General features: G+C 43.1%; 14 protein-coding genes. 11 read left to right on the plus strand and 3 right to left on the minus strand.

Translation table 11 applies throughout. The features are described from left to right. Positions 1–94 precede the first annotated feature (94 nt). From aroK to AC58CZ_RS00110, 6 genes are all read left to right on the plus strand, one after another. Entirely contained in the window at positions 95–655 is a 561-nt protein-coding gene (gene aroK, locus AC58CZ_RS00085) for a shikimate kinase AroK (protein WP_071002932.1), read from the plus strand. A gap of 78 nt (positions 656–733) precedes the next feature. Then, on the plus strand, positions 734–1843 hold the full coding sequence (gene aroB / locus AC58CZ_RS00090) for a 3-dehydroquinate synthase (RefSeq protein ID WP_494223729.1): 1110 nt from the start codon (positions 734–736) through the stop codon (positions 1841–1843). Positions 1844–1978: 135 nt separating this feature from the next. Continuing rightward, positions 1979–3082, plus strand: a complete 1104-nt coding sequence (locus AC58CZ_RS00095) for a hypothetical protein (protein WP_494223728.1) — start codon at positions 1979–1981, stop codon at positions 3080–3082. An 880-nt stretch (positions 3083–3962) separates the two neighbouring features. Then, complete coding sequence (gene gltB, locus AC58CZ_RS00100) at positions 3963–8426, plus strand: glutamate synthase large subunit (protein WP_494223727.1); 4464 nt, start codon at positions 3963–3965, stop codon at positions 8424–8426. 232 nt (positions 8427–8658) lie between these two features. Further along, positions 8659–10080, plus strand: coding sequence for an FAD-dependent oxidoreductase (locus AC58CZ_RS00105; protein ID WP_494223726.1), 1422 nt, complete (start codon positions 8659–8661; stop codon positions 10078–10080). 205 nt (positions 10081–10285) lie between these two features. Next, positions 10286–11497, plus strand: a complete 1212-nt coding sequence (locus AC58CZ_RS00110; protein WP_494223725.1) for an FUSC family protein — start codon at positions 10286–10288, stop codon at positions 11495–11497. Between the two features lie 82 nt (positions 11498–11579). On the opposite strand, the gene AC58CZ_RS00115 is transcribed toward AC58CZ_RS00110, so the two are convergent. Both AC58CZ_RS00115 and AC58CZ_RS00120 read right to left on the minus strand, forming a co-directional pair. Continuing rightward, positions 11580–12707, minus strand: coding sequence for an extracellular solute-binding protein (locus tag AC58CZ_RS00115; RefSeq protein WP_494223724.1), 1128 nt, complete (start codon positions 12705–12707; stop codon positions 11580–11582). A gap of 482 nt (positions 12708–13189) precedes the next feature. After that, on the minus strand, positions 13190–14029 hold the full coding sequence (locus AC58CZ_RS00120) for a Cof-type HAD-IIB family hydrolase (RefSeq protein WP_494223723.1): 840 nt from the start codon (positions 14027–14029) through the stop codon (positions 13190–13192). A gap of 409 nt (positions 14030–14438) precedes the next feature. On the opposite strand from AC58CZ_RS00120, the gene AC58CZ_RS00125 reads away from it, so the two are divergent. The 5 genes from AC58CZ_RS00125 (at position 14439) to AC58CZ_RS00145 (ending at position 18068) form a co-directional block, all read left to right on the plus strand. After that, positions 14439–15032 (plus strand): hemerythrin domain-containing protein, encoded by a 594-nt coding sequence (locus AC58CZ_RS00125; protein ID WP_494223722.1) that lies wholly within the window; start codon positions 14439–14441, stop codon positions 15030–15032. Positions 15033–15284: 252 nt separating this feature from the next. After that, positions 15285–15776 carry a BLUF domain-containing protein gene (locus AC58CZ_RS00130; RefSeq protein WP_494223721.1) on the plus strand — a complete coding sequence of 164 codons (492 nt, stop codon included), beginning with the start codon at positions 15285–15287 and terminating at the stop codon, positions 15774–15776. A 458-nt stretch (positions 15777–16234) separates the two neighbouring features. Continuing rightward, positions 16235–16726, plus strand: a complete 492-nt coding sequence (locus tag AC58CZ_RS00135; RefSeq protein ID WP_494223720.1) for a BLUF domain-containing protein — start codon at positions 16235–16237, stop codon at positions 16724–16726. A 157-nt stretch (positions 16727–16883) separates the two neighbouring features. Next, positions 16884–17342 carry a BLUF domain-containing protein gene (locus tag AC58CZ_RS00140; protein ID WP_494223719.1) on the plus strand — a complete coding sequence of 153 codons (459 nt, stop codon included), beginning with the start codon at positions 16884–16886 and terminating at the stop codon, positions 17340–17342. Between the two features lie 264 nt (positions 17343–17606). Then, the gene (locus AC58CZ_RS00145) at positions 17607–18068 is read left to right on the plus strand and encodes a BLUF domain-containing protein (RefSeq protein ID WP_494223718.1); all 462 of its coding nucleotides are present in this window, start codon (positions 17607–17609) and stop codon (positions 18066–18068) included. 303 nt (positions 18069–18371) lie between these two features. Here AC58CZ_RS00145 and parC read toward each other — a convergent pair whose 3' ends face one another. Further along, positions 18372–20681 carry a DNA topoisomerase IV subunit A gene (parC, locus tag AC58CZ_RS00150; RefSeq protein ID WP_494223717.1) on the minus strand — a complete coding sequence of 770 codons (2310 nt, stop codon included), beginning with the start codon at positions 20679–20681 and terminating at the stop codon, positions 18372–18374. Positions 20682–21182: the final 501 nt, after the last annotated feature.

Here is a 21182-nt window from a genome sequence, read left to right on the forward strand (position 1 = left end):
ATAAGCGCTAAATATTACTAACAATAATCACAGCGCATTACTAGCCAGAATATCAATGACGTTGTATGATAGCTAATTTAGCTGAGTGAGTATTATGGTGCAGGAATTGCCGTCGGTGTTTTTAGTGGGTCCGATGGGAGCGGGGAAGACGACGATCGGTAAGTTACTGGCCAAGCAGTTAGGTCGCACTTTTGTAGATAGTGATTGGTATATCGAATCGCAAACCGGTGCTGACATTGCTTGGATATTCGCCAAAGAAGGTGAAGCGGGTTTTCGTGAGCGTGAAACACGTGCCATTGATGAGCTGACTCAAGCCCCCCAAATTGTATTAGCAACTGGCGGTGGCGCAGTATTGGCTGCTGAAAACCGAGAGTTCTTAAGACAGCGTGGCATCGTGGTTTATCTCAATGCCCCAGTCGATGTGCAAATGGCCCGCACTTCTAAAGACAAGTCACGGCCTCTTTTACAACAGCCTAATCCTAGAAAAATACTGCAAGATCTATATAGTATTCGCGATCCATTATATCGTCAGGTCGCGCATATTATTATGCCCACTGGTCACACTTATCCGCGTCATATGGTCAGCCAATTAATGCAGCAGCTGAACGCATTTTTTGATTGTAATGACACAACACCAAAAGACAATAAAGAGTAGACCGATATTATCTATTGATATGATAGGTAGGTATACTCCGCTACTTTTATCCAATTATAAATGCTTAAGGAGTGTCTCATGGCAACGTCACTGTTTCATGATAGCTTAACAGTTCGTACGCAAAGTCATGATTATCCAATCGTTATTACTGAAGATGCGACGTCAAAAGACAGCAGTATGGCAAAGCAAGTCGCACCTTATATTAAGGGTTGCCAAGTATTGATTGTGACTAACGATACCGTGGCACCTCTATATTTGCAAGCTTTAGAAGACGAGCTAGCAGAGCAGTTTACGGTAAAAGTTTGCGTGTTACCAGATGGTGAGCAATATAAGAACCAGACAAGCATTGACCAAATATATGATGCACTAATGGCAGAGCATTTCAATCGTGATGTCACGCTTATCGCACTTGGTGGCGGCGTGGTGGGTGATATGACAGGTTTTGCTGCGGCAAGTTTTATGCGCGGGGTCAACTTTATCCAAATTCCAACGACCTTATTATCGCAAGTCGATTCTAGCGTTGGCGGCAAAACGGGCATCAATCATGCGCAAGGCAAAAATATGATTGGCGCATTCTGGCAGCCACAAATGGTGCTCGCTGATATGAGTACGCTCAAAACATTGCCTGCACGTGAGCTGTCAGCAGGAGTCGCTGAAATTATCAAGTATGCGCTTATCATGGATGAAGCATTCCTGACATGGCTTGAAGAGAATTTAACTGCAATGATGGCGTTGGATCTGCCAGTACTTGGCGAAGCCGTGAAGCGCTGCTGTCAATACAAAGCAGATGTGGTCGCTCAAGATGAAAGAGAGTCAGGTGTGCGTGCCCTGTTGAACTTTGGGCATACGTTTGGTCATGTGATCGAGACCCATCAAGGTTACGGCAATTGGTTGCATGGTGAGGCGGTAGCGGCGGGCATGATGCAAGCAGCTGAACTGTCCCAAAAAATTGGTTGGTTGACCCTTGATGAGGTTGAGCGCATTGAGCGTGTTTTGATGCTAGGTAACCTGCCAACCAAACCGCCTGCCATTGATGTACAAACTGCTTTGGACTTGATGGGACACGATAAAAAAGTGAAACACGGACAAATCCGGCTGATTTTGTTAAAATCAATAGGGAGTGCAGTAGTGACCAATGACTTCGATAACGATCTGTTGCTCGAAGTATTGTCACAACACAGCGCATAATGTATCAAAATTTTAGTGAGTATTCGTACTAAAACTTGATATGTACAGCAGATTCATAGGCTGCACTAACTGCACTTCTATTTGAATGAGCATTGATGTAATGCTCTTAAATATGTTTTTACCAAGGATATTCCTATGGCAGCATCAAAATCGAAGACGCGTACCGCTGGCCAATCGTACAGTCGTCAAGCCCTGATCTGGCTGGTCGCGACGTTACTATTAGGTGTTGTGACAGCGTTAGTCTGGATGCTAAGCCAAACGCCAGCGATGGGTGCCAAAATTGAAAACGAACCAGTATCAGCACCGCAAATGTTGGCTGATGAGTTTGAGCAACCATTAAAAATCGAGTCGCTTCACGAGCTGGATACCGATGTACAGCCGATTAGTTTTGATACGACTGTCCGTGACTTGCGTAATTATCCTGACGAGTTTAAAGACAAGCGCTATCTACTTGCCAACAAGGGTAAGTGGACCGTGCAGGTGATGAATGTCGCTGAAAATGACGTGATTGTCAGTTATTTAGAAGGCCGTGAAGATCGTGATAAGTTCGCTTATTTCCGCTATCTTGATAGTGAAAATCAAGTCCGTTATATGCTGACTTACGGAATCATGAGTAGTCCACAGGAGGCCGTCGGGGCAGCAAAGCTCACAGATTTTAAACTGCCTGCCAATGTACGTGTGCTACCGGAGGAGATCAATCGATACGTCAGTATTATCGATAACTACGAGCGTCCTGATCCAGTAAAAGACTTAAGTACGAAGCGCACGCGCGCTGTCAATCTAAAACCGACTAAGCGTGAAATACCAGTACGTCAGCAAGCGCAAGCAGTCAACAATACGGCTAATGAGCAAGAAGCCGCTAACACTAATGCGAGTCGCGATAGTCAACGTTCCTCTAACGATAGCACTCCAGTAGAAAGCATCCGTCAATCTGCAGATACTTCTGAAACGTTATCCGTTACTGAAGAGCGGACGGTTGGTAATGAGCCACAATCAACTGATGAGGCATCAAGTCAAACGCAAAGTAATACCAATAACTCCAAGCAGGAAAATAAAAAGCCGTCAACAGCAGGTGCAGATAATAGCACCGCTAAAAAACCACCCGCTCTACCTGCGCCAAAACCGCCCAATACGAGCAACAATGGGGCAAATAGTAATGCAAATGCACCTAAAAATAATAATGCGCCTAAAAATAATAGTGACAGTATCAAATCGTTAATAGAGGACAAAAGCAACTGATACGCATTTTCTGTTATTGAAAATCCCACTAGCTAATTGGTTAGTGGGTTTTTTTATACTTCGTTTTTTTAATATATTAGTGGCTACTGTCGCTATTTTGGGGCAAAGTATTCAAGGTAGACAGATATCATCCATTGCCTCAGGTAACCCTAACATAGGCGCTTTATATTATATTTCTAATAGGTTTTTAATCGTCCTATAACCAATAGTAATGAGACCTTATACAAATTATGGCTGATGAATCGATAGAAAAGACTAGATTTTTTGTGAATCATTAACTAATATAACTGTGGGCGACGTTCTGTATAGTTATCGTAAAAAACTATTATTAAACAAGCATTTAGTAGCAAATCAATGATTTGTAAGGTGTGTTACTAGGGTTTGTTTTCTCAAGCGCGGCTACTTACTGACTATGTTAAAGTGCTTGTAAGTGACGCAACCTCTCTTATTGTCACTCTTTTTAGAGTGAATAAGGCGCTTGAATACAGAGCGTCAGATATTCAAGACGAACCACATGCACGATTATTAAATGGTTGGATGTCCAGCTCTCATTGCTAGATATAACGACATAACACATGATGCTTAAACGAACGACATAAGGTATTACTGATTGGGCAATTGGCATTTAGGGGTATAAATTACTCTGTTTCAAAGGGCTGCCATTCACTGTCTTTAATATATGACGCATATGTCACGACATTACCTAATGACCAAGAGGGTCAAAGGGTTACTTGCTTTTATAGCATGATGTTGATTGAGCCTCGCACCATTTACTAATTCAACTATCCGAATATCCACTATCAGCCCGTTCTGCTTACGGGTACCAGCTTATGCTCCGCATTGGAGATGTAAGTTGCCCGTCTACTTAAAAGGACAAGCTATGTCAATGATTTCCTCGCAAACACACCTGGCCACGCCAGATGATTTTTCTGATAATTGCGGTTTTGGTCTAATTGCTCATATTAAGGGTGAAGCCAGCCATAATTTGGTAAAAACCGCCATTCATAGTTTAAGTTGCATGACACATCGTGGTGGTGTGGCGGCAGATGGTAGAACTGGTGATGGTTGCGGTCTACTATTAGCGACGCCTACCGACTTCTTTAAACAGATCGCTGATGAGCAGCAATTCGCAATCACAGACAACTTTGCTGTTGGTATGGTGTTCGTCAATTTGGATGATGGTAAAGCCGAGCATAGCCAGCAAGTATTGAGCGATGAGATTGCCGCTCAAGGACTAGAAGTCGCTGGCTGGCGTGATGTGCCACTTGATTTGAGTATTGTGGGTGAGATCGGCCGTGAGACATTACCAGATTTTAAGCAGGTATTTGTCAATGCGCCAGATGACTTGGTTGCTGAAGATTTCAACCGTAAGCTGTTTGTTGCACGCAAAAAAGCAGAGCAGCGCCTGACAGATGACGAGCTGTTTTATGTATGTTCATTAAGCTGCCAGACCATTATTTATAAAGGTCTGGTCATGCCATCAGACCTGCCAGCATTTTTCTTGGATCTTCAAGACGAGCGCTTGGCATCACATATCGTGGTTTTCCATCAGCGTTTCTCCACCAATACTTTGCCGCGTTGGCCATTGGCACAGCCGTTCCGTTATCTGGCTCATAATGGTGAATTGAATACCATCACGGGTAACCGCAACTGGTCAAAAGCACGTACGCCAAAGCTCAAATCAGAAAAACTGCCGAACTTGAATGAATTGACGCCGCTCGTAAATAGCACAGGTTCTGATTCATCAAGCCTAGATAACATGCTCGAAGTGCTAATGTCTGGCGGCATGAACTTGTTCCATGCGATGTCGATCTTAGTACCACCTGCATGGCAGAACGTCGATAGCATGGATATGGATTTGCGAGCGTTTTATGAGTTTTACTCGCAGCATATGGAAGCATGGGACGGTCCTGCAGGGCTTGTTATTCAAGATGGACGCTATGCTGTCTGTATGCTTGATAGAAACGGTCTGCGTCCGTCACGTTGGGTGACGACCAAGAACGGTTATATCACGGTTGCATCAGAAGTTGGTGTTTGGGACTACTCACCACAAGATGTGTTGGCAAAAGGTCGTGTCGGCCCAGGCCAAATGCTGGTCATTGATACGTTGACAGGTCAAGTGATGGATACGACTGCTGTTGCAACGTTGCTGAAAAATGCGCATCCGTATCGAAAGTGGCTGCGTGAAGAAGCGACACGTGTCCGTGATGATGAGCGCTTAGAAGAAACCTTAGCAGCGCAAGCTTGTCGTGGCGATAAGCTCAAAGCCTTACAAAAGATGTATCACATCACCAATGAAGAGCGTACAGAGATCATCCGCCCTAATGCTGAAAACGGTCAAGAGCCAGTAGGCTCGATGGGTGATGACACGCCAATGGCAGTGCTATCACAGCAAATCCGCCATGTCGGTGATTTTTTCCGTCAGCAATTCGCACAGGTGACCAACCCGCCAATCGATCCATTACGTGAATCAATCGTGATGTCATTGCAGACCTGCCTAGGTGCTGAAACCAATGTATTTGCACCATCAGCAAGAGATGCTCATCGTATTATTTTGTCATCGCCAGTATTGTCAGCTAGCAAAATGCAGCAGCTTGAAACCTTGGATGATCCAGCATTCAAGATGGCTCGCATTGATCTGAACTATGACCGTACTCTAGAGCTATCTGATGCTATCGTCGCTATTTGTGAGCAAGTGGCAGATAACATCCGCTCAGGCAACACCTTGATTGTACTATCTGATAAAAATATCGATGCAGAAAAAGTACCCGCCAATGCCATCCTAGTCACAGGAGCCGTGCATCACTATCTAATTGCAGAAGGTATCCGTACCGATGCTAACTTGGTGATTGAGACAGGTCTGGCGCGCGATTCGCATCAAATAGCGGTATTGATTGGCTTTGGTGCGACTTGTGTGTATCCGTATCTGGCATATGATGTGATCGATGATTTGGTGGCTACTGGTGAGCTGCTTGGTGATCCGATCCAAGCTCGCGTTAATTTCCGCAAAGGCTTGGATAAAGGTTTGCTAAAAATCTTATCAAAAATGGGTATCTCTACCATTGTGTCGTATCGCGGGGCGCAGCTGTTTGAAGCGGTTGGTCTCTCTGAAGAAGTCGTGAGCTTATGTTTTAAAGGTGTACAAAGCCGTATCAAAGGCGCTACCTTTGCAGATCTTGCCGCTGACCAAGCGCAACTGGCTGCCAACGCGTTCAAGCGTCGTGCGCCACTAGATCAGGGCGGTTTGCTCAAATTTGTCTTCAATAAAGAGTACCATGCCTTTAACCCTGACGTGATTAACAGCCTACATACGGCAGTACGTACGGGCGATTATGAGAATTATCAGAATTATGCCAATCTAGTCAATAGCCGCCCAGTCGCGACTTTACGTGACTTATTGCAACTAAAGACTGACAACAGTATCGATGTCGATGATGTTGAAGATATCTCTGAGATTTTGACGCGTTTTGACTCAGCTGGCATGTCGCTAGGCGCGCTGTCTCCTGAGGCGCATGAATCGATTGCGATGGCGATGAATACCATCGGTGGTCGCTCAAACTCTGGTGAGGGCGGCGAAGATCCTGCGCGTTATGGCACATTGCGTAACTCAAAGATCAAGCAAGTTGCCTCTGGTCGTTTCGGCGTGACACCTGCATATCTGCGCTCAGCAGAAGTGATGCAGATTAAGGTGGCTCAAGGTGCAAAACCGGGCGAGGGTGGTCAGCTACCTGGTGGTAAAGTGAATGCGTTGATTGCTCGCTTGCGTTACTCGGTGCCAGGCGTGACCTTGATTTCACCGCCGCCGCATCATGATATTTACTCTATCGAAGATTTGGCGCAGTTGATTTTTGATTTAAAGCAAGTCAATCCAGATGCATTGGTATCCGTTAAATTGGTTTCACGTCCAGGTGTGGGAACGATCGCGACAGGCGTTGCCAAAGCCTATGCCGATTTGATTACGATCTCAGGTTATGATGGTGGTACAGCAGCATCTCCGCTATCGTCTATCCATCATGCAGGCTCGCCATGGGAGCTAGGTCTGGCTGAAACCCATCAGTCTCTACGAGTGAATGGGTTACGTGATAAGGTACGTGTTCAGACCGATGGTGGTCTGAAAACAGGATTGGATGTCGTCAAGGCCGCCATTCTTGGTGCAGAAAGCTTTGGCTTTGGTACCACGCCGATGATTGCAGTTGGCTGTAAGTATCTACGTATCTGCCATTTGAACAACTGTCCAACAGGGGTTGCTACCCAAAAAGCCAAGCTGCGTGATGAGCATTTCATTGGCGAAGCAGAAATGCTGATTAATTTCTTTAAATTTGTGGCGACTGAAACACGTGAATGGTTGGCAGCGCTAGGTGTTCGTAGCATGGAAGAGCTGGTCGGTCGTACTGACTTGCTCGATATCTTAGAAGGTAATACTGATAAGCAGCGTCATCTTGATTTAACGCCATTGCTATTTAGTCACCCAGCCAGTGTGGGCAAAGCCCAAACGTGTCAGGTGGAGCGTAACGAGCCGTTTGATAAAGGCTTGCTCGCTGAGCAAATGATTAGTGATATGCTTGTGAATATTCGCCAAGGCTCAGGCGGTAATTATAGCTATTTCGTTGGCAACTGTGACCGCTCTATTGGTGCTCGTATCTCTGGTGAGATTGCGCAAGTATGGGGCAACCTTGGCATGAGCGATATGCCGATCAAGCTTCGCCTGACAGGTACTGCAGGGCAAAGTTTAGGCGTGTGGAATGCTGGCGGCCTAAATATTGAGCTTGAAGGCGATGCCAATGACTATGTGGGTAAAGGCATGGCTGGCGGTGAGATTGTCATTTATCCACCTAAAGACTCAAACTTTACGGCACAAGAAACCGCCATCATCGGTAATACTTGTCTATATGGTGCAACGGGCGGTAAGTTATATGCTGCTGGGACCGCAGGTGAGCGTTTTGGCGTCCGTAACTCTGGTGCGCATGCAGTCATCGAGGGTACAGGTGACCATTGCTGTGAATATATGACGGGCGGTATCGTCACGATTCTTGGCCGTACTGGACTCAACTTCGGCGCTGGTATGACGGGTGGTTTTGCTTATGTACTCGATATGGAAGGTGACTTCTTTGATCGTTGCAATCATGAACTGATCGATCTGAACCGTATCTCAAGCGAGCAAACAGAAGAGCATCGCATTCACTTACAACAAGTGATTGAAGCTCATGTAGATAAAACAGGCAGTGCGTGGGGTCAGACGATATTGGACGACTTTGAGCACTATGTTCGTAAATTCTATTTGGTGAAGCCAAAAGCGGCGAACATTGCAAGTCTTCTTAAAACTACCATGGCCGACCCACAATAGCCGATTTGTCATTGTCGGTCGTGTCAATCGATTGTCTTAAGAGATCGTATTGAGGAATCGACAATGACTTTAATTGGGGTAGCCAGCGTTCCGTTTTTAGAGACGTTTTAACTCACAGGTTTTCAGCAGGTACGTGACAGCAGTGATATATGTCTTAGATTTTAGACAAACAACACATCGCATGACTGTCGCCACCCACTGCAAAAGAGCCTTATATAAAAGAGATAGCACCATGGCAAAACGCTTAGAAAATAACTTCCAGTTTTTAGATGTACCGAGATTTGATCCAACCAAAAAAGACATTGCAACGCGCTCAACAGAGTTTGTTGAGATTTATAAACCTTTTGAAAACGAAGCTGTTGCTCAGCAAGCGCATCGTTGTCTTGAGTGTGGTAACCCGTACTGCGAGTGGAAATGCCCAGTACACAACTATATTCCTAACTGGCTAAAGTTGGCGACAGAAGGACAGATATTCCAAGCGGCTGAATTATGCCATCGCACCAATACCTTGCCTGAAGTATGCGGACGAGTTTGCCCGCAAGACCGTTTGTGTGAAGGCGCTTGTACATTGAACGATGGCTTTGGGGCAGTGACCATTGGTAATGTCGAGAAATATATCAACGATACCGCGTTTGCACTTGGCTGGCGCCCAGATATGTCTGAAGTCGTTTGGACAGACAAAAAAGTTGCTATCATTGGCGCAGGACCAGCAGGTCTTGGCTGCGCAGATATCTTGGTCAGAAATGGTGTCAAGCCTGTCGTCTTTGACAAACGTCCTGAAATTGGTGGCTTATTAACTTTTGGTATTCCTGAGTTCAAAATGGAAAAAGACGTCATGCGTAACCGCCGTGTCATCTTTGAAGACATGGGTATGGAATTTCGCTTAGAGACAGAGATCGGTACAGACGTCACCATTGATGAGCTATTGGCTGAGTATGACGCGGTCTTTATGGGTATGGGTACATACACCTATATGCGTGGCGGGTTTGCTGGTGAAGAGCTAGATGGCGTTTATGATGCATTAGATTATCTGATTGCCAACGTCAATCGCTGTAACGACTGGGAAAAAGACGCCGAAGAGTACATCGACTTTAAAGGCAAAAGAGTTGTCGTACTAGGAGGTGGTGACACAGCGATGGACTGTAACCGTACCAGTATTCGTCAAGGTGCTGAAAAAGTCGTCTGTGCTTATCGCCGTGATGAAGAAAATATGCCTGGCTCACGCCGCGAAGTAGTCAATGCTCGTGAGGAAGGGGTTGAGTTTTTATTCAACCGCCAGCCTACTGAAATCATTGGCTTAAACGGCAAGGTCAATGGGGTGAAAGTAGTCACGACGCACTTGGGTGCGCCAGATAACCGCGGACGTCAGCGTCCTGAGCCGATTCCTAATTCTGAAGAGATTATCCCATGTGATGCCGTGATTATGGCATTTGGTTTTAGACCAAGTCCTGCTGATTGGTTCGAGTCGCAGCAAGTGGCAATGGACAGCTCTGGTCGAGTGTTGGCTGCAGAAAAACAAACCTTTAAATTCCAAACGCAGAATCCCAAAATTTTTGCAGGTGGTGATATGGTACGTGGCTCTGATTTGGTCGTGACGGCTATTTGGGAAGGCCGCGAAGCAGCAGAAGGTATACTAGACTTTTTAGAAGTATAATTACCTCGATTTAGATTCCACGATTTATTAGTGGTTTGTGATGTAAACGTCTTTTGTCTTTTATCAGACAAAAGGCGTTTTTTTTGAGTGATGCTTGGTAAATCGAGGCTCGACTGCTAGCATATTTTTGCGTACCCTATATGCTTTATCGTTTACCTCATTTATCCACTAAAACTCGTTTATTTACTAAAAAGAGTAGCCTTGCGTGAAATCAACCCTTTACCAGCTTATTACTGCTCCATTTACTGAGCCTTATGTTCGCTATCAACATGCCGACGTCTTGCACGCCATTCGCTTAGGAACGGCTGTCATACTGGCGCTACTGGCCAATAAACTCACCAACCTGCCGCATGGTGAGTGGACCACCATTACGGTTTTTATTATCTTGGGATTATTGCAGTATCAAGGCGCTATCTATACCAAAGCCAAAGAGCGTGTCTTGGGTACTCTATTAGGCATAGGTACGGCCCTTGGGGTGCTGTGGTTCATTCAAAATGCAGGTGCATGGCTATGGATCGATTATGCACTTATCGGTATATTAAGCGGCATCATTGGCTATTTAGCCGTCAGAAAGCTCGGATATACAGGGCTGCTAACGGGTATCACTATGTTGATGATTGTCTCTGACTTGGGTCAAAACAGCATCGGTCAAGATGGCATCTACCGCGCGCTAAATATCTTACTGGGTACAGGTGTTTCGGTAGCAGTGACGCTGATTTTACCGCTCAAATCAACGTTGATGTGGCGGTTTTTATTGAGTAGTAATCTTGACGCTTGTAGCAGTCTCTATGCTGGCGTGGGTCATCATATTGATGCAGCGGATGGGGTAATGGACAATGCTACTCAAAAATCAAACCCAATGGCCTTTCCTATTAAAGAAGTACCCGTTGATAGGAAGTTGGTAACAGCGCTACAGCAGATCAATAAACGCCTGCTGGCTGTGCGTCCACATATCGCTGCGACAGCAAGTGAGTCAGGAATCGAAAAAGAGACGCTAGAGACAATTCAGCGTACCCATCGTAATATTATCGGAACGATTGATTTATTATTAAGCGCTGCTCCGCGTTTGACGAATATCGAAATTGATGAAGAAAACCATGTGTTACTGATACATTATCAGCACGAATTGACGCAAGCCATGCAGCATATGGCGGCGGTACTCCGAAGTCCAAGTGATGAAGTGTTTCGCCCGATTACTCGTATTGCTGTGTCAGAATATCCAAGTGTGCAGCACTTAGCATTTGAGTGGCAGGGGTATTTTTGGTTAACACAGACGTTGCAAACCCAGTTGCAGCAATTGAGTGATCTGTTACAAACCTCTAAGCTACACTGGTTTGCTGCATCTGGGCTGGGTTATCAGCGCCGTGAGCAGCGCCGGATGAAAGAGCAGGGCGGCGAGACAGATTTGCATTTATAACGCACAAAAAAACGCTGACCATTTAGGATCAGCGTTTTTTCTTAAAGATTTACTTTATTTTAAAGGTATTAAACCATGGCTATTAGCGACCCGTTTTTAGCTTATCCCAGTATTGTTGATACACTTGTAGTGCTTCATCGCCCACATCTTCTTGGAATTCCGCTTTGGCTAACACGTCTTTAGATGGGTAAATCGTTGGATTGTTGCGAACGCTTTCATCCATCAGCTCTCGTGCTGCCTGGTTTGGTGAGGCATAACCAATTTCTTCACTCACGATTTTGGCGTTTTCAGGACGCAATAAGTAATCAATAAATTTATGTGCTGCATCAACCTGTTTGGCATTTTTTGGAATGACAAAGTTGTCCATCCACAAGATAGCGCCTTCAGTTGGGTATTTATAAGCTAGGCTCGTTAGACCTTCGTCATTCGCCATGACTGCTTCGCCATTCCACGTCATGCCAAGAGACGTCTCACCTTCGATGTACGGCATACGTGTCGCATCAGAGTTAAACGTTTTGACGTTTGGCATTAACGTTGTAAGCTTGTCGTAAGCCGCTTTGATTTCATCAGGATTGCTACTGTTGCCCGAGTAGCCTAGCGTCAGTAACGCCATACCGAACACTTCACGCACATCGTTGGTAAGCATCACCTGACCTTTGTACTTAGGGTCCCATAGGTCATTCCAGCTATTCACAGTTGCAGGATCGACACTATCGCCATTGATCGCAAGACCGGTGCTACCCCACATGTACGGTATAGAGTATTTATTGTCAGGATCGACTTTGGTGTTGGTAAATGACGTATCGAGGTTTTTAAAGTTACTTAATTTAGACTTATCTAACTCTTGCAGTAACCCTTCTTTGGCCATTTTTTCGACATAATAAGTCGATGGAATGGCCAAATCATACTGGCTAGAATCATCGAGCAGTTTAAGTTTGGCGTACATCGCTTCGTTTGAATCAAACGTTGTGTAATTGACTGCGATGCCAGTTTCTTCTTCAAAACCATCCAAAATCTCTTGTGGCATGTATTCTGACCAGTTATACAAATTGAGCGCCTCATTGCTCGCCGCAGCGCTAGCATCTGCCGCATTGTCAGAATTGCTGCAGCTGGATAATGCCAAGCCAATAGCTGCCGCTAATAATGCCTTTGGTACTATACGTCCGATACGAATTGGATTGTCTGGACAGGACGATGATAAATGGGTCAAAATACTTCTCCTAGATAAAAATAATCAGGCAGTCGATGCCTGATGTCGCTAATAAAACTATTATGGTTATTACTTTAGACAATTTAAAGGGCTATTATCAAGACGATGCTTAGTTATGCTAATAAAGGTCGCTAATAATACTAATCAAAATTGGTTTAAAGACAGCCAATGCTGAGTGGGTTTTCTAGAGTATTGCCAAGGGTGAGACAAATAATGGCCGTATAGACCTATGCTATTACAAGTATAAGGACAAGCGAAGGTTCAAGCGTCAAATAGCGCCAAGAACTTATAACTTAGAACTTAACATAATAATTAGCTACACCAGAACAGCAAAGGATGCGACGCAATGACTGAGCGCCGCTATCACCGAAGATTCAATGACTGAGCGCCGCTATCACCGAAGATTCAATGACTGTTGATGGTAGTTCAACGATGCTTTGACAGGATATTGATAGGTACGCAATACATGCTCAAATAAGATTTTATTTGGTTGACGAGGTGGCGTAGAACGGTTCAAGCACTGTCTGTATGCCGTACTCTTCGATCGTACCTGTGACGAAATCAGCACGCGCTATCAGATCAGGCTGCGCATCCCCCATCGCAACCGCAAACCCCACCAAATCAAACATCTCTAAGTCATTCATACCATCGCCAAACGCCATACAGTCGCTAACATCTACCCCATAGTATTCGCAGACATCTTTGATACCGCGAGCTTTTGATGCCTCTATTGGCAATATATCTGCACCGATTTGATGCCAATGCACCAGTTTTAAATCATACTGCGCAAAGTCGATATCTTGCATTTTTTCTTGTTGATTATTAAAAAATACTGAGCATTGATAGACGATATTTGACTTGTAATACTCAGAGTCAAGAATGGAGTTGGGTGTGATAGCATTGAATTCACGCAAACGGTCGTTTTCATCTGACCATGCGATATGAGTAGCAGAGTCAAACTTATGAATCAAATCGCTCTGCTGGCAAAGACGCACGATTTTATCTGTTTGCTCATCTGACAATGGATAGTGGCTGATTCGGCCCTTTTTATCAAAGCTATACTGTCCATTCATACAAATAATGGCATCCAATATATCTGCATCAAGCAATGCTAAGATATCCTCAGGCAATATGGCCTTGGAGCGCCCAGTTGAAATCACCAGCTTGATATCAGTGTCTGCCAGTTGCTCAAGGGTTGCTTTATTATGTTTGGCAATGACGCCGCTGCGACTCAAGGTATCATCGATATCGAAAAAGATGATTTTAGGTGTAGAAACTTTGGTATTCATACTTTCTTGAGCAATTTTATCTTCGATAAACATGATGATCCTTTACATTTTAAGCGCTGCTACTAAAGGTAATAGTAGCTGATTACTAATGTCTGAGCGACTTTATTATTCGTCTTATCCTACAGCCTCATTAGCCAAAAATGAGAATGGTTTTGACTAGGTTGTGTAACGCATGGGTCTTACGCTATTCACTTTGATGATTCATAAAATTGCTAACGTATTACCGAAGATACCGTTGATCTTCTATGTTTAGACTATATATAGACTACACTTAAATTAAATATTTTTTAGTTCATCTAATGAATTTTATCTAATAAATTACTATGTCGTTTTCTGAGCTAAGTTTTTAAAGAGGATTTATTGATAACGACTCAAGCACTTATAGGACTCAAGCACTTATAGAGAAAACTGAATAAGCAAAATAATTTATAGGGACAATATTATGACTGCTTCCACTCAAAACTCAAACGCTCAAAATAAAGCAGATGAGGGGCTACTTGCTCCGACTCCACGTCATCCTGACAGTCGGTTAGAGGCTGATTGGCTGTTTTTGTACGAGAAGCTACCGCCTAATCAATGGTTTAGTGCAGACTATGTTTATAAGACATCGTTTTGGCTAAGTATTCACGCTGACATACGTAAACGCCAACACGTTCTTATCCAAATCAGTGATGCCTATCGTTCGGGTGATATTGAATGGTTAGAATACCGCTCACAAATCTCACCACGGATTAATCAATATATTTTTAAATTACATCAGCACCATAATATTGAAGATACAGGCTACTTTCCACAGTTCATGCGCATGTACCCTCAACTAAAAGCAGGTTTTGAGATATTAGATCGTGATCATGTGCATTTAGATACACTGCTTAATGAGCTGCAAGTGCTAAATAGCAGGCTAGCATCAAGCAATACTGAAGATAAAGCGCTGGTTGAGCTATTGCATCAGCGCTTAATGGATGCAAATGAGCTACTGTCGCAACACCTCACTGATGAAGAAGATTTGGTGATTCCTATTTTGGGGCTGAATTAGTGTTATAGCGAAAAATAGTTCAGCTTTATTTTTTATTAGACAAGACTACCGCACTGAATGTATCAAAATCTGTAGTACTACGATGTAGCGATAGGAGTAGGAGTACGCTATCTTATTGAAACTGCAACGTTGGCTCTCTAGAAAATAGTAATAACGGGTAAAAACCTACTAAAAAATACAAAATGTTGTTGATTGTACTTTAGAGTAAAGGGTATCTTAATTTAAAGCGGCTTTTGACCATTGGAATCTTTTATGCATAAAGTTATTGATTACATCTCAGAATCTGCTACTGAAGTTTTGGAGGAGGGAGATAAAGACGGTGCAGATACTCTGGTTAGCCTCACATATATCGGTAAAAATCGTGAGAAAGATAATGGCATAAAGCTGACTCGTACCTTTGAGACGGCACGAAAAAATAACGAAAAAAGCAATATCACTTCAGCGCTTGTCATTAATGATCACTATTTTATTCAAAACATTGAAGGATCCAGAGTTGCTATTAATGAGCTTGTAACTAGGGTGACGAATGAACGGCCACATCTCCTAGTTCATATTATTGATTTTGAAGAGATAGAGACGCGAAGATGGAATGGGTTTTTAATCAAATACCTAATATCAGGTACTAAAAATGAGGAATATGCTCTAAAATCTTTCTCAGCAGGCACTGACTTCAATCCTTATATGATGAAAAAAGAGCAAATCACAGATTTTATGAACACCGTTTTTGAGGAGAAAAAGCCCTAAGCTGATATTGGTAGCAGTATTTGACCTTGACCTGTCTAGGGCGTGTCATCATTCAGATTGTGAGGTTTAAAATTTAGGTGTTTTAAGACCACTAAATTTAAAAATGTACTAATTGATGACATGCTTTACATCAAATCCGATGAATGGCTCTTGTAATACCCGCCTTGATAGAAAAAGCTTAGTCATGCGTATTTTAGAATTCAATAGTAGTTATAGGCTAATAGAGATTAGAGTTTTGAGGTATTGGAATAATGGCATTGCACCGTTTTTATTAGCTGTTGTAGTAAAATGCAACGATAAAAATGCCGATATGCATCTTGTTAATATATTCATATCATAACCATATAAAGTCAGCATAGAGGATAAAAACCTGCCCAAAACGCAACAATTTCATTGATTATATTTTATAATAAAGTGTATCTTAATTTAGAACAAGTATTTTGCAAATAGGGTTTCTTATGAATATTATAACGACAAACCATACTCTAGAAAATAGAAAAAGAAATGGCGAGCATCTTCTTATTAGCCTAACGTACATTGGCAGAAACGTCGAATTAAAATCAGGGGTGGAGTTGACCCGTGCACTTGAGCATTGGCGAAAATATTTTGAGGAAAACAGCTTAGTATCAGCGCTTGTAATTAATGAAGATTATTTTGTTCAAAATATTCAAGGCTCTAGGCCTGCTGTTAATAATGCGTTAGCTAAGATTATTGAGGAGCATTTTAAGATTTCTCCTAATATTGTTAAAGTACAGGAAGTCGAAGTACGTCGATGGGATGGATTTTTAATCAAACACCTTACTTCAAGCGCTGAAGATGAGGAATATGCTCTAAAGAGTTTCTCAGCAGGTTCTGACTTTAATCCTTACCTAATGAAGAGTGTTCAGATTGAAAATTTTTTGAAAGCGATTTTTGAGGAGAAAAAACCACAAAGTCACGATGTGATTTAATTTTCTTTAGTGTTGTGAGACACATCGGTTTGATATCTTATTAAAATTTTCGTGTCATAACTCTAAAAAACTGTAGATTATAAAGATTATCGAAAGCTAAAAATTTTATTGATTGTATTTTTTTGATTAGAAAAGTATTTTTAAAATAAGGTTACTTATGCATTTAACGACGAGCCATACTTCAAAAAATAATAAAAAAAATGGCGAGCATATTCTTCTCAGTCTCACTTATATTGGAAAAAATAGCGAAAAAAATAATGGAATAGAGTTGACTCGAGTTCTTGAACGATGGCGAAGGAATAATAAAAAAAGTGATATAACATCTGCACTTGCTATTAATGATAATTACTTAATTCAAAATATTGAAGGCTCAAGGCCTATTATCAATGAGGTCTTAGCAATATTGATTAGTGACTACCCTCATCTATTCCCTCATATCATTGGAGTTGAGGAAATAGAGGTGCGGAGATGGAATGGGTTTTTAACCAAATATTTAACACCAAGCGTTGAAGATGAGGAATATACCTTAAAAAGCTTCTCAGCGGGTTATGACTTTAATCCCTACTTAATGAAAAGTACTCAGATTGAACATTTTTTGAACACTATTTTTACCTGAGAATTGCCTAAAAAATAGCCTCTGTCAGTGCCATGGTTGAGTGTTCAACACGCCATACCTACAATAAATACTATTTGACAGCTGCATTAATTGTGTAGAAAAATATATACCGAGTCGATAGCTATCTTTAATCTACAGCAATAACTCAGTAGTGACATATAGTAGTGTAGAGATCGTTTAGACTTTTTTGCATTCAACCAATTTTTGCTAAGTAGGCTGTATTTGGGTAACGCTATTAAGTGCTAATTTAGAAGAGAGAAGGGAATGATTTCAGACGAGAGAAATAAAAACGGTGCTCACATTCTCACCAGTCTAACGTATATTGGCAAAAACCGCGAAAAAGATAATGGCGTGAAAATGGCTCGTACTTTTGAGATAGCAAGACGAAACAACGAGAAAAGCGGTATAACCTCAGCACTGGCCATCAACGACAACTATATTATTCAAAATATTGAAGGTTCAAGACTTGATGTCAACGAGCTGATAACAAGGATTATCACGGAACGTCCACATCTTTTTATCCATGTTGTAGATATTAAAGAGGTAGAGACACGTAAATGGGATGGATTTTTGATCAGATACTTAACACCAACTCCTGAATATGAAGTACATACCCTCAGACATTTTTCGGCAGGTACTGACTTTAATCCCTACCTAATGCCGAAAGATCGAATCACAAGTTTTATGGATGCGCTGTTCACAGATGAACTGCTTAAGGATATGTAAATGGAGCGTATCTGTTCGCTACAACTGTGTTTTTTCACTCTACTTTTAATCGTTTCTAGTTTCGGTGGCTCTTAGTTTTAATATTCAAATATGGTCAGACATTTTTCTGCTGTGGTACAAATTTTTGTTCTTGGTAATACAAACCTTTATTAGTACAAAAAAGCCGCCCATACATTGTGTATGGGCGGCTTTTTGCTGAGAATGAGCTGTGTTTGATTTACCTATAAAGCAGGTCGACTGAATAAGTGTTTAAAGTCATGTTTTGTTACTCCTTAATTCATTCTACTGAACTGGGCTTATGAATTATCCTGCTATTTCAACACCCGTTACATTCTGAAAGCCTCGTGGTAACTGCCCACCGCGATTACCACGAGTGCCCGTATAGTTAGCCAAGTCATTCGGCTTGAGTGTCACGTGGCGTTTGCCAGCAGTAATGACGAGGCTGTTTTGTAAACTGAGTGGCGTAATAGCCAGCACTTCTTCACCATCTTTCAGCTTAATCAGTTTGTTTCCTTTACCGCGAGCCTGTTCGGGCAAATCATCGAGGGCAAATATTAGTAGATATCCGGCATTGGTTACCACTGCGACATGGTCAGGCGTTATCTCTAACTTGGTGGTCTCGTCGTCAGTGTTATCCGCCATTTTTACTGGCGCGTCGATACGAGCGACAGACAGCAAGCGACTATCGGCAGCGAGATTAATGACATTCTTGCCTGCCTTTTGATTGCTGTCTAAATTACCAAGGGTGTTGATAAAGCCATAACCTTGCGAGCTGGCAAGAATGATGCGTTGATCGTCAGCACCAGTCAATAGCTGCTCAAAGCTTGCACCGGCTGGCGGTTTTAACACACTGGTCAGCGGATCGCCTTGACCACGCGCGGAGGCAAGGTTGTGCGTATCAATACTATAGCTACGTCCTGTACTATCGAGGACGTAAATTTTCTCATTAGACTTGCCGCGCACGTGCGCTTGATAACTGTCCCCTGAGCGATAACTCATACCAGCGGCATCGACATCATGGCCTTTGGCCGCGCGAATCCAGCCCGCTTTCGATAGGATAGCGGTGACCGGCTCGCTCGGTACGAGGTCTGACTCTTTTAATGCTTGTGCTTCTTCGCGTTCTGCTAATGGCGACACACGCTCATTGCCGTGTTCTTTCATATCGGCGGTGAGCTCTTCAATCATGAGATTGGTCAGACTATCTGGATTGTCCAAGTACTCTTGAATAATGGCGCGTTCGGCAGCGAGTTCATCTTGCTCGCGGCGTAACTCAATTTCCTCTAACTTTGCCAACTGACGCAGACGAATATCTAAAATGGCATTGGCCTGAATGTCAGTCAGGTCATAGTCTTGCATCAATGTTGCTTTTGGATCGTCTTCTTCACGAATGATGCGTATCACTTCATCGATATTGAGATACGCAATTAGCAAACCTGCAAGGATGTGCAAGCGCTTATCGATTTTATCAAGACGATATTGCAGACGGCGCGTGACCACTGAGCGGCGACAAATGAGCCATTCTTCTAAGATTTCTTTTAGATTTTTGACCTGCGGCTTACCATTGAGGCCAATCATGTTCATATTGACGCGGTAGTTGCTCTCAAGATCGGTGCTAGCAAACAGATGGCTCATAACGCGATCGACATCGACGCGCGTTGAGCGCAATTCTAATACGATACGACAAGCGTTCTCATGATCTGATTCATCATGAATATCGGTAATCCAAGGCAGTTTTTTATCCGTCATGAGCTTGGCGATTTGCTCTTGGATTTTGTTGCCTGAGACTTGGTAGGGCAGCGCGTCAATAATGACTAAATTCTTCTCTTTGGGGTCGATATGAAAAGTCGCGCGCATTTTGTAACTTCCACGCCCTGTTTCATACATCGTCTGCAAGTCTTTTTTGCTAGTGATGATTTCAGCTGGCGTTGGCAAATCTGGTGCTGGTATTGACTGGGTAAGCTGCTTAACAGACAGCTCAGGATTTTTTAATAAACGAATCGCTGCGCGTACCACTTCGTTAAGGTTATGCGGCGGAATGTCAGTTGCCATGCCAACCGCGATTCCTGTGGTGCCGTTTAATAAAATATTGGGTAGGCGGGCGGGTAGAGTGGTTGGCTCTTGTATCGTGCCGTCAAAGTTATCTTGCCAATCGACCGTGCCTTGTCCCAACTCTGCAAGTAGGGTGTTGGCATAAGCAGACATTTTGGCTTCGGTATAACGCATAGCCGCAAAGGACTTAGGGTCATCAGGGCTACCCCAGTTACCTTGACCCGTGATAAGCGGATAGCGATAACTAAACGGCTGTGCCATCAGCACCATGGCTTCATAACACGCGCTATCACCATGTGGGTGGTATTTACCGAGCACATCACCGACCGTACGTGCAGATTTTTTTGCCTTAGCAGAGGATTTTAGCCCAAGCTCGCTCATGGCGTAGACAATACGGCGCTGAACAGGTTTGAGGCCGTCAGCGATATTTGGTAGCGCCCGATCCATGATGACGTACATGGCATAATTGAGGTAGGCCTGCTCAGTGAACTCTGCCACTGAGCGAGTATCCATCGGCTCATTAGGAATGATTGGGGCAACAGTAGGATCAATAACATCAGACATAAAATAGACTTCGCTTATGAGTTTTTAATTAGTATGGTTTATATAGTCAGGCATAGTATGAATGTGAACCGCACCGTATGCTCATTTAGGTTCGGCGCGATACTTATGCAAAAATAAGATAGTGCTATCGTAAAGGATATTGATCCAATTAAAAAGACATGTATCAGAATATACGACAGCTCATGACGTGCTTATACTGGCTTTTATAGACTTTACTTACCATGTCCCCGTACGTGGCTTTTATAGATAAAGTTAAGTATAGTAAAACTAACATTTATTTTTTATTTTTAATAAATATCTTAGAGTGACAGTGCCGAATTGGTGACAGAACCAGCGAAGCTAAACCGAGCAGCGACAAAGAGGAAGTTTGCCATAAGTTTATAACGCTCACTGGGCCAGCTGATGCCCTTGAGAGCATGCGCAAAGGCAATCTTATTATGTAAATATTGTGACTAAAATAAAAGAGATACCGTGGGTAGAATTCAGTGATATGGCCAGTTT

The sequence above is a fragment of the Psychrobacter sp. CR212 genome (assembly GCF_059693765.1).

Excerpts from the sequence above, each read along its gene's own strand:
- AC58CZ_RS00145 (WP_494223718.1), top strand. The coding sequence starts at position 17,607 with ATGATTTCAGACGAGAGAAATAAAAACGGTGCTCACATTCTCACCAGT.
- AC58CZ_RS00120 (WP_494223723.1), bottom strand. The coding sequence starts at position 14,029 with ATGTTTATCGAAGATAAAATTGCTCAAGAAAGTATGAATACCAAAGTT.
- AC58CZ_RS00125 (WP_494223722.1), top strand. The coding sequence starts at position 14,439 with ATGACTGCTTCCACTCAAAACTCAAACGCTCAAAATAAAGCAGATGAG.
- parC (WP_494223717.1), bottom strand. The coding sequence starts at position 20,681 with ATGTCTGATGTTATTGATCCTACTGTTGCCCCAATCATTCCTAATGAG.
- aroB (WP_494223729.1), top strand. The coding sequence starts at position 734 with ATGGCAACGTCACTGTTTCATGATAGCTTAACAGTTCGTACGCAAAGT.
- AC58CZ_RS00140 (WP_494223719.1), top strand. The coding sequence starts at position 16,884 with ATGCATTTAACGACGAGCCATACTTCAAAAAATAATAAAAAAAATGGC.
- AC58CZ_RS00130 (WP_494223721.1), top strand. The coding sequence starts at position 15,285 with ATGCATAAAGTTATTGATTACATCTCAGAATCTGCTACTGAAGTTTTG.
- AC58CZ_RS00095 (WP_494223728.1), top strand. The coding sequence starts at position 1,979 with ATGGCAGCATCAAAATCGAAGACGCGTACCGCTGGCCAATCGTACAGT.
- aroK (WP_071002932.1), top strand. The coding sequence starts at position 95 with ATGGTGCAGGAATTGCCGTCGGTGTTTTTAGTGGGTCCGATGGGAGCG.
- gltB (WP_494223727.1), top strand. The coding sequence starts at position 3,963 with ATGTCAATGATTTCCTCGCAAACACACCTGGCCACGCCAGATGATTTT.
- AC58CZ_RS00105 (WP_494223726.1), top strand. The coding sequence starts at position 8,659 with ATGGCAAAACGCTTAGAAAATAACTTCCAGTTTTTAGATGTACCGAGA.
- AC58CZ_RS00135 (WP_494223720.1), top strand. The coding sequence starts at position 16,235 with ATGAATATTATAACGACAAACCATACTCTAGAAAATAGAAAAAGAAAT.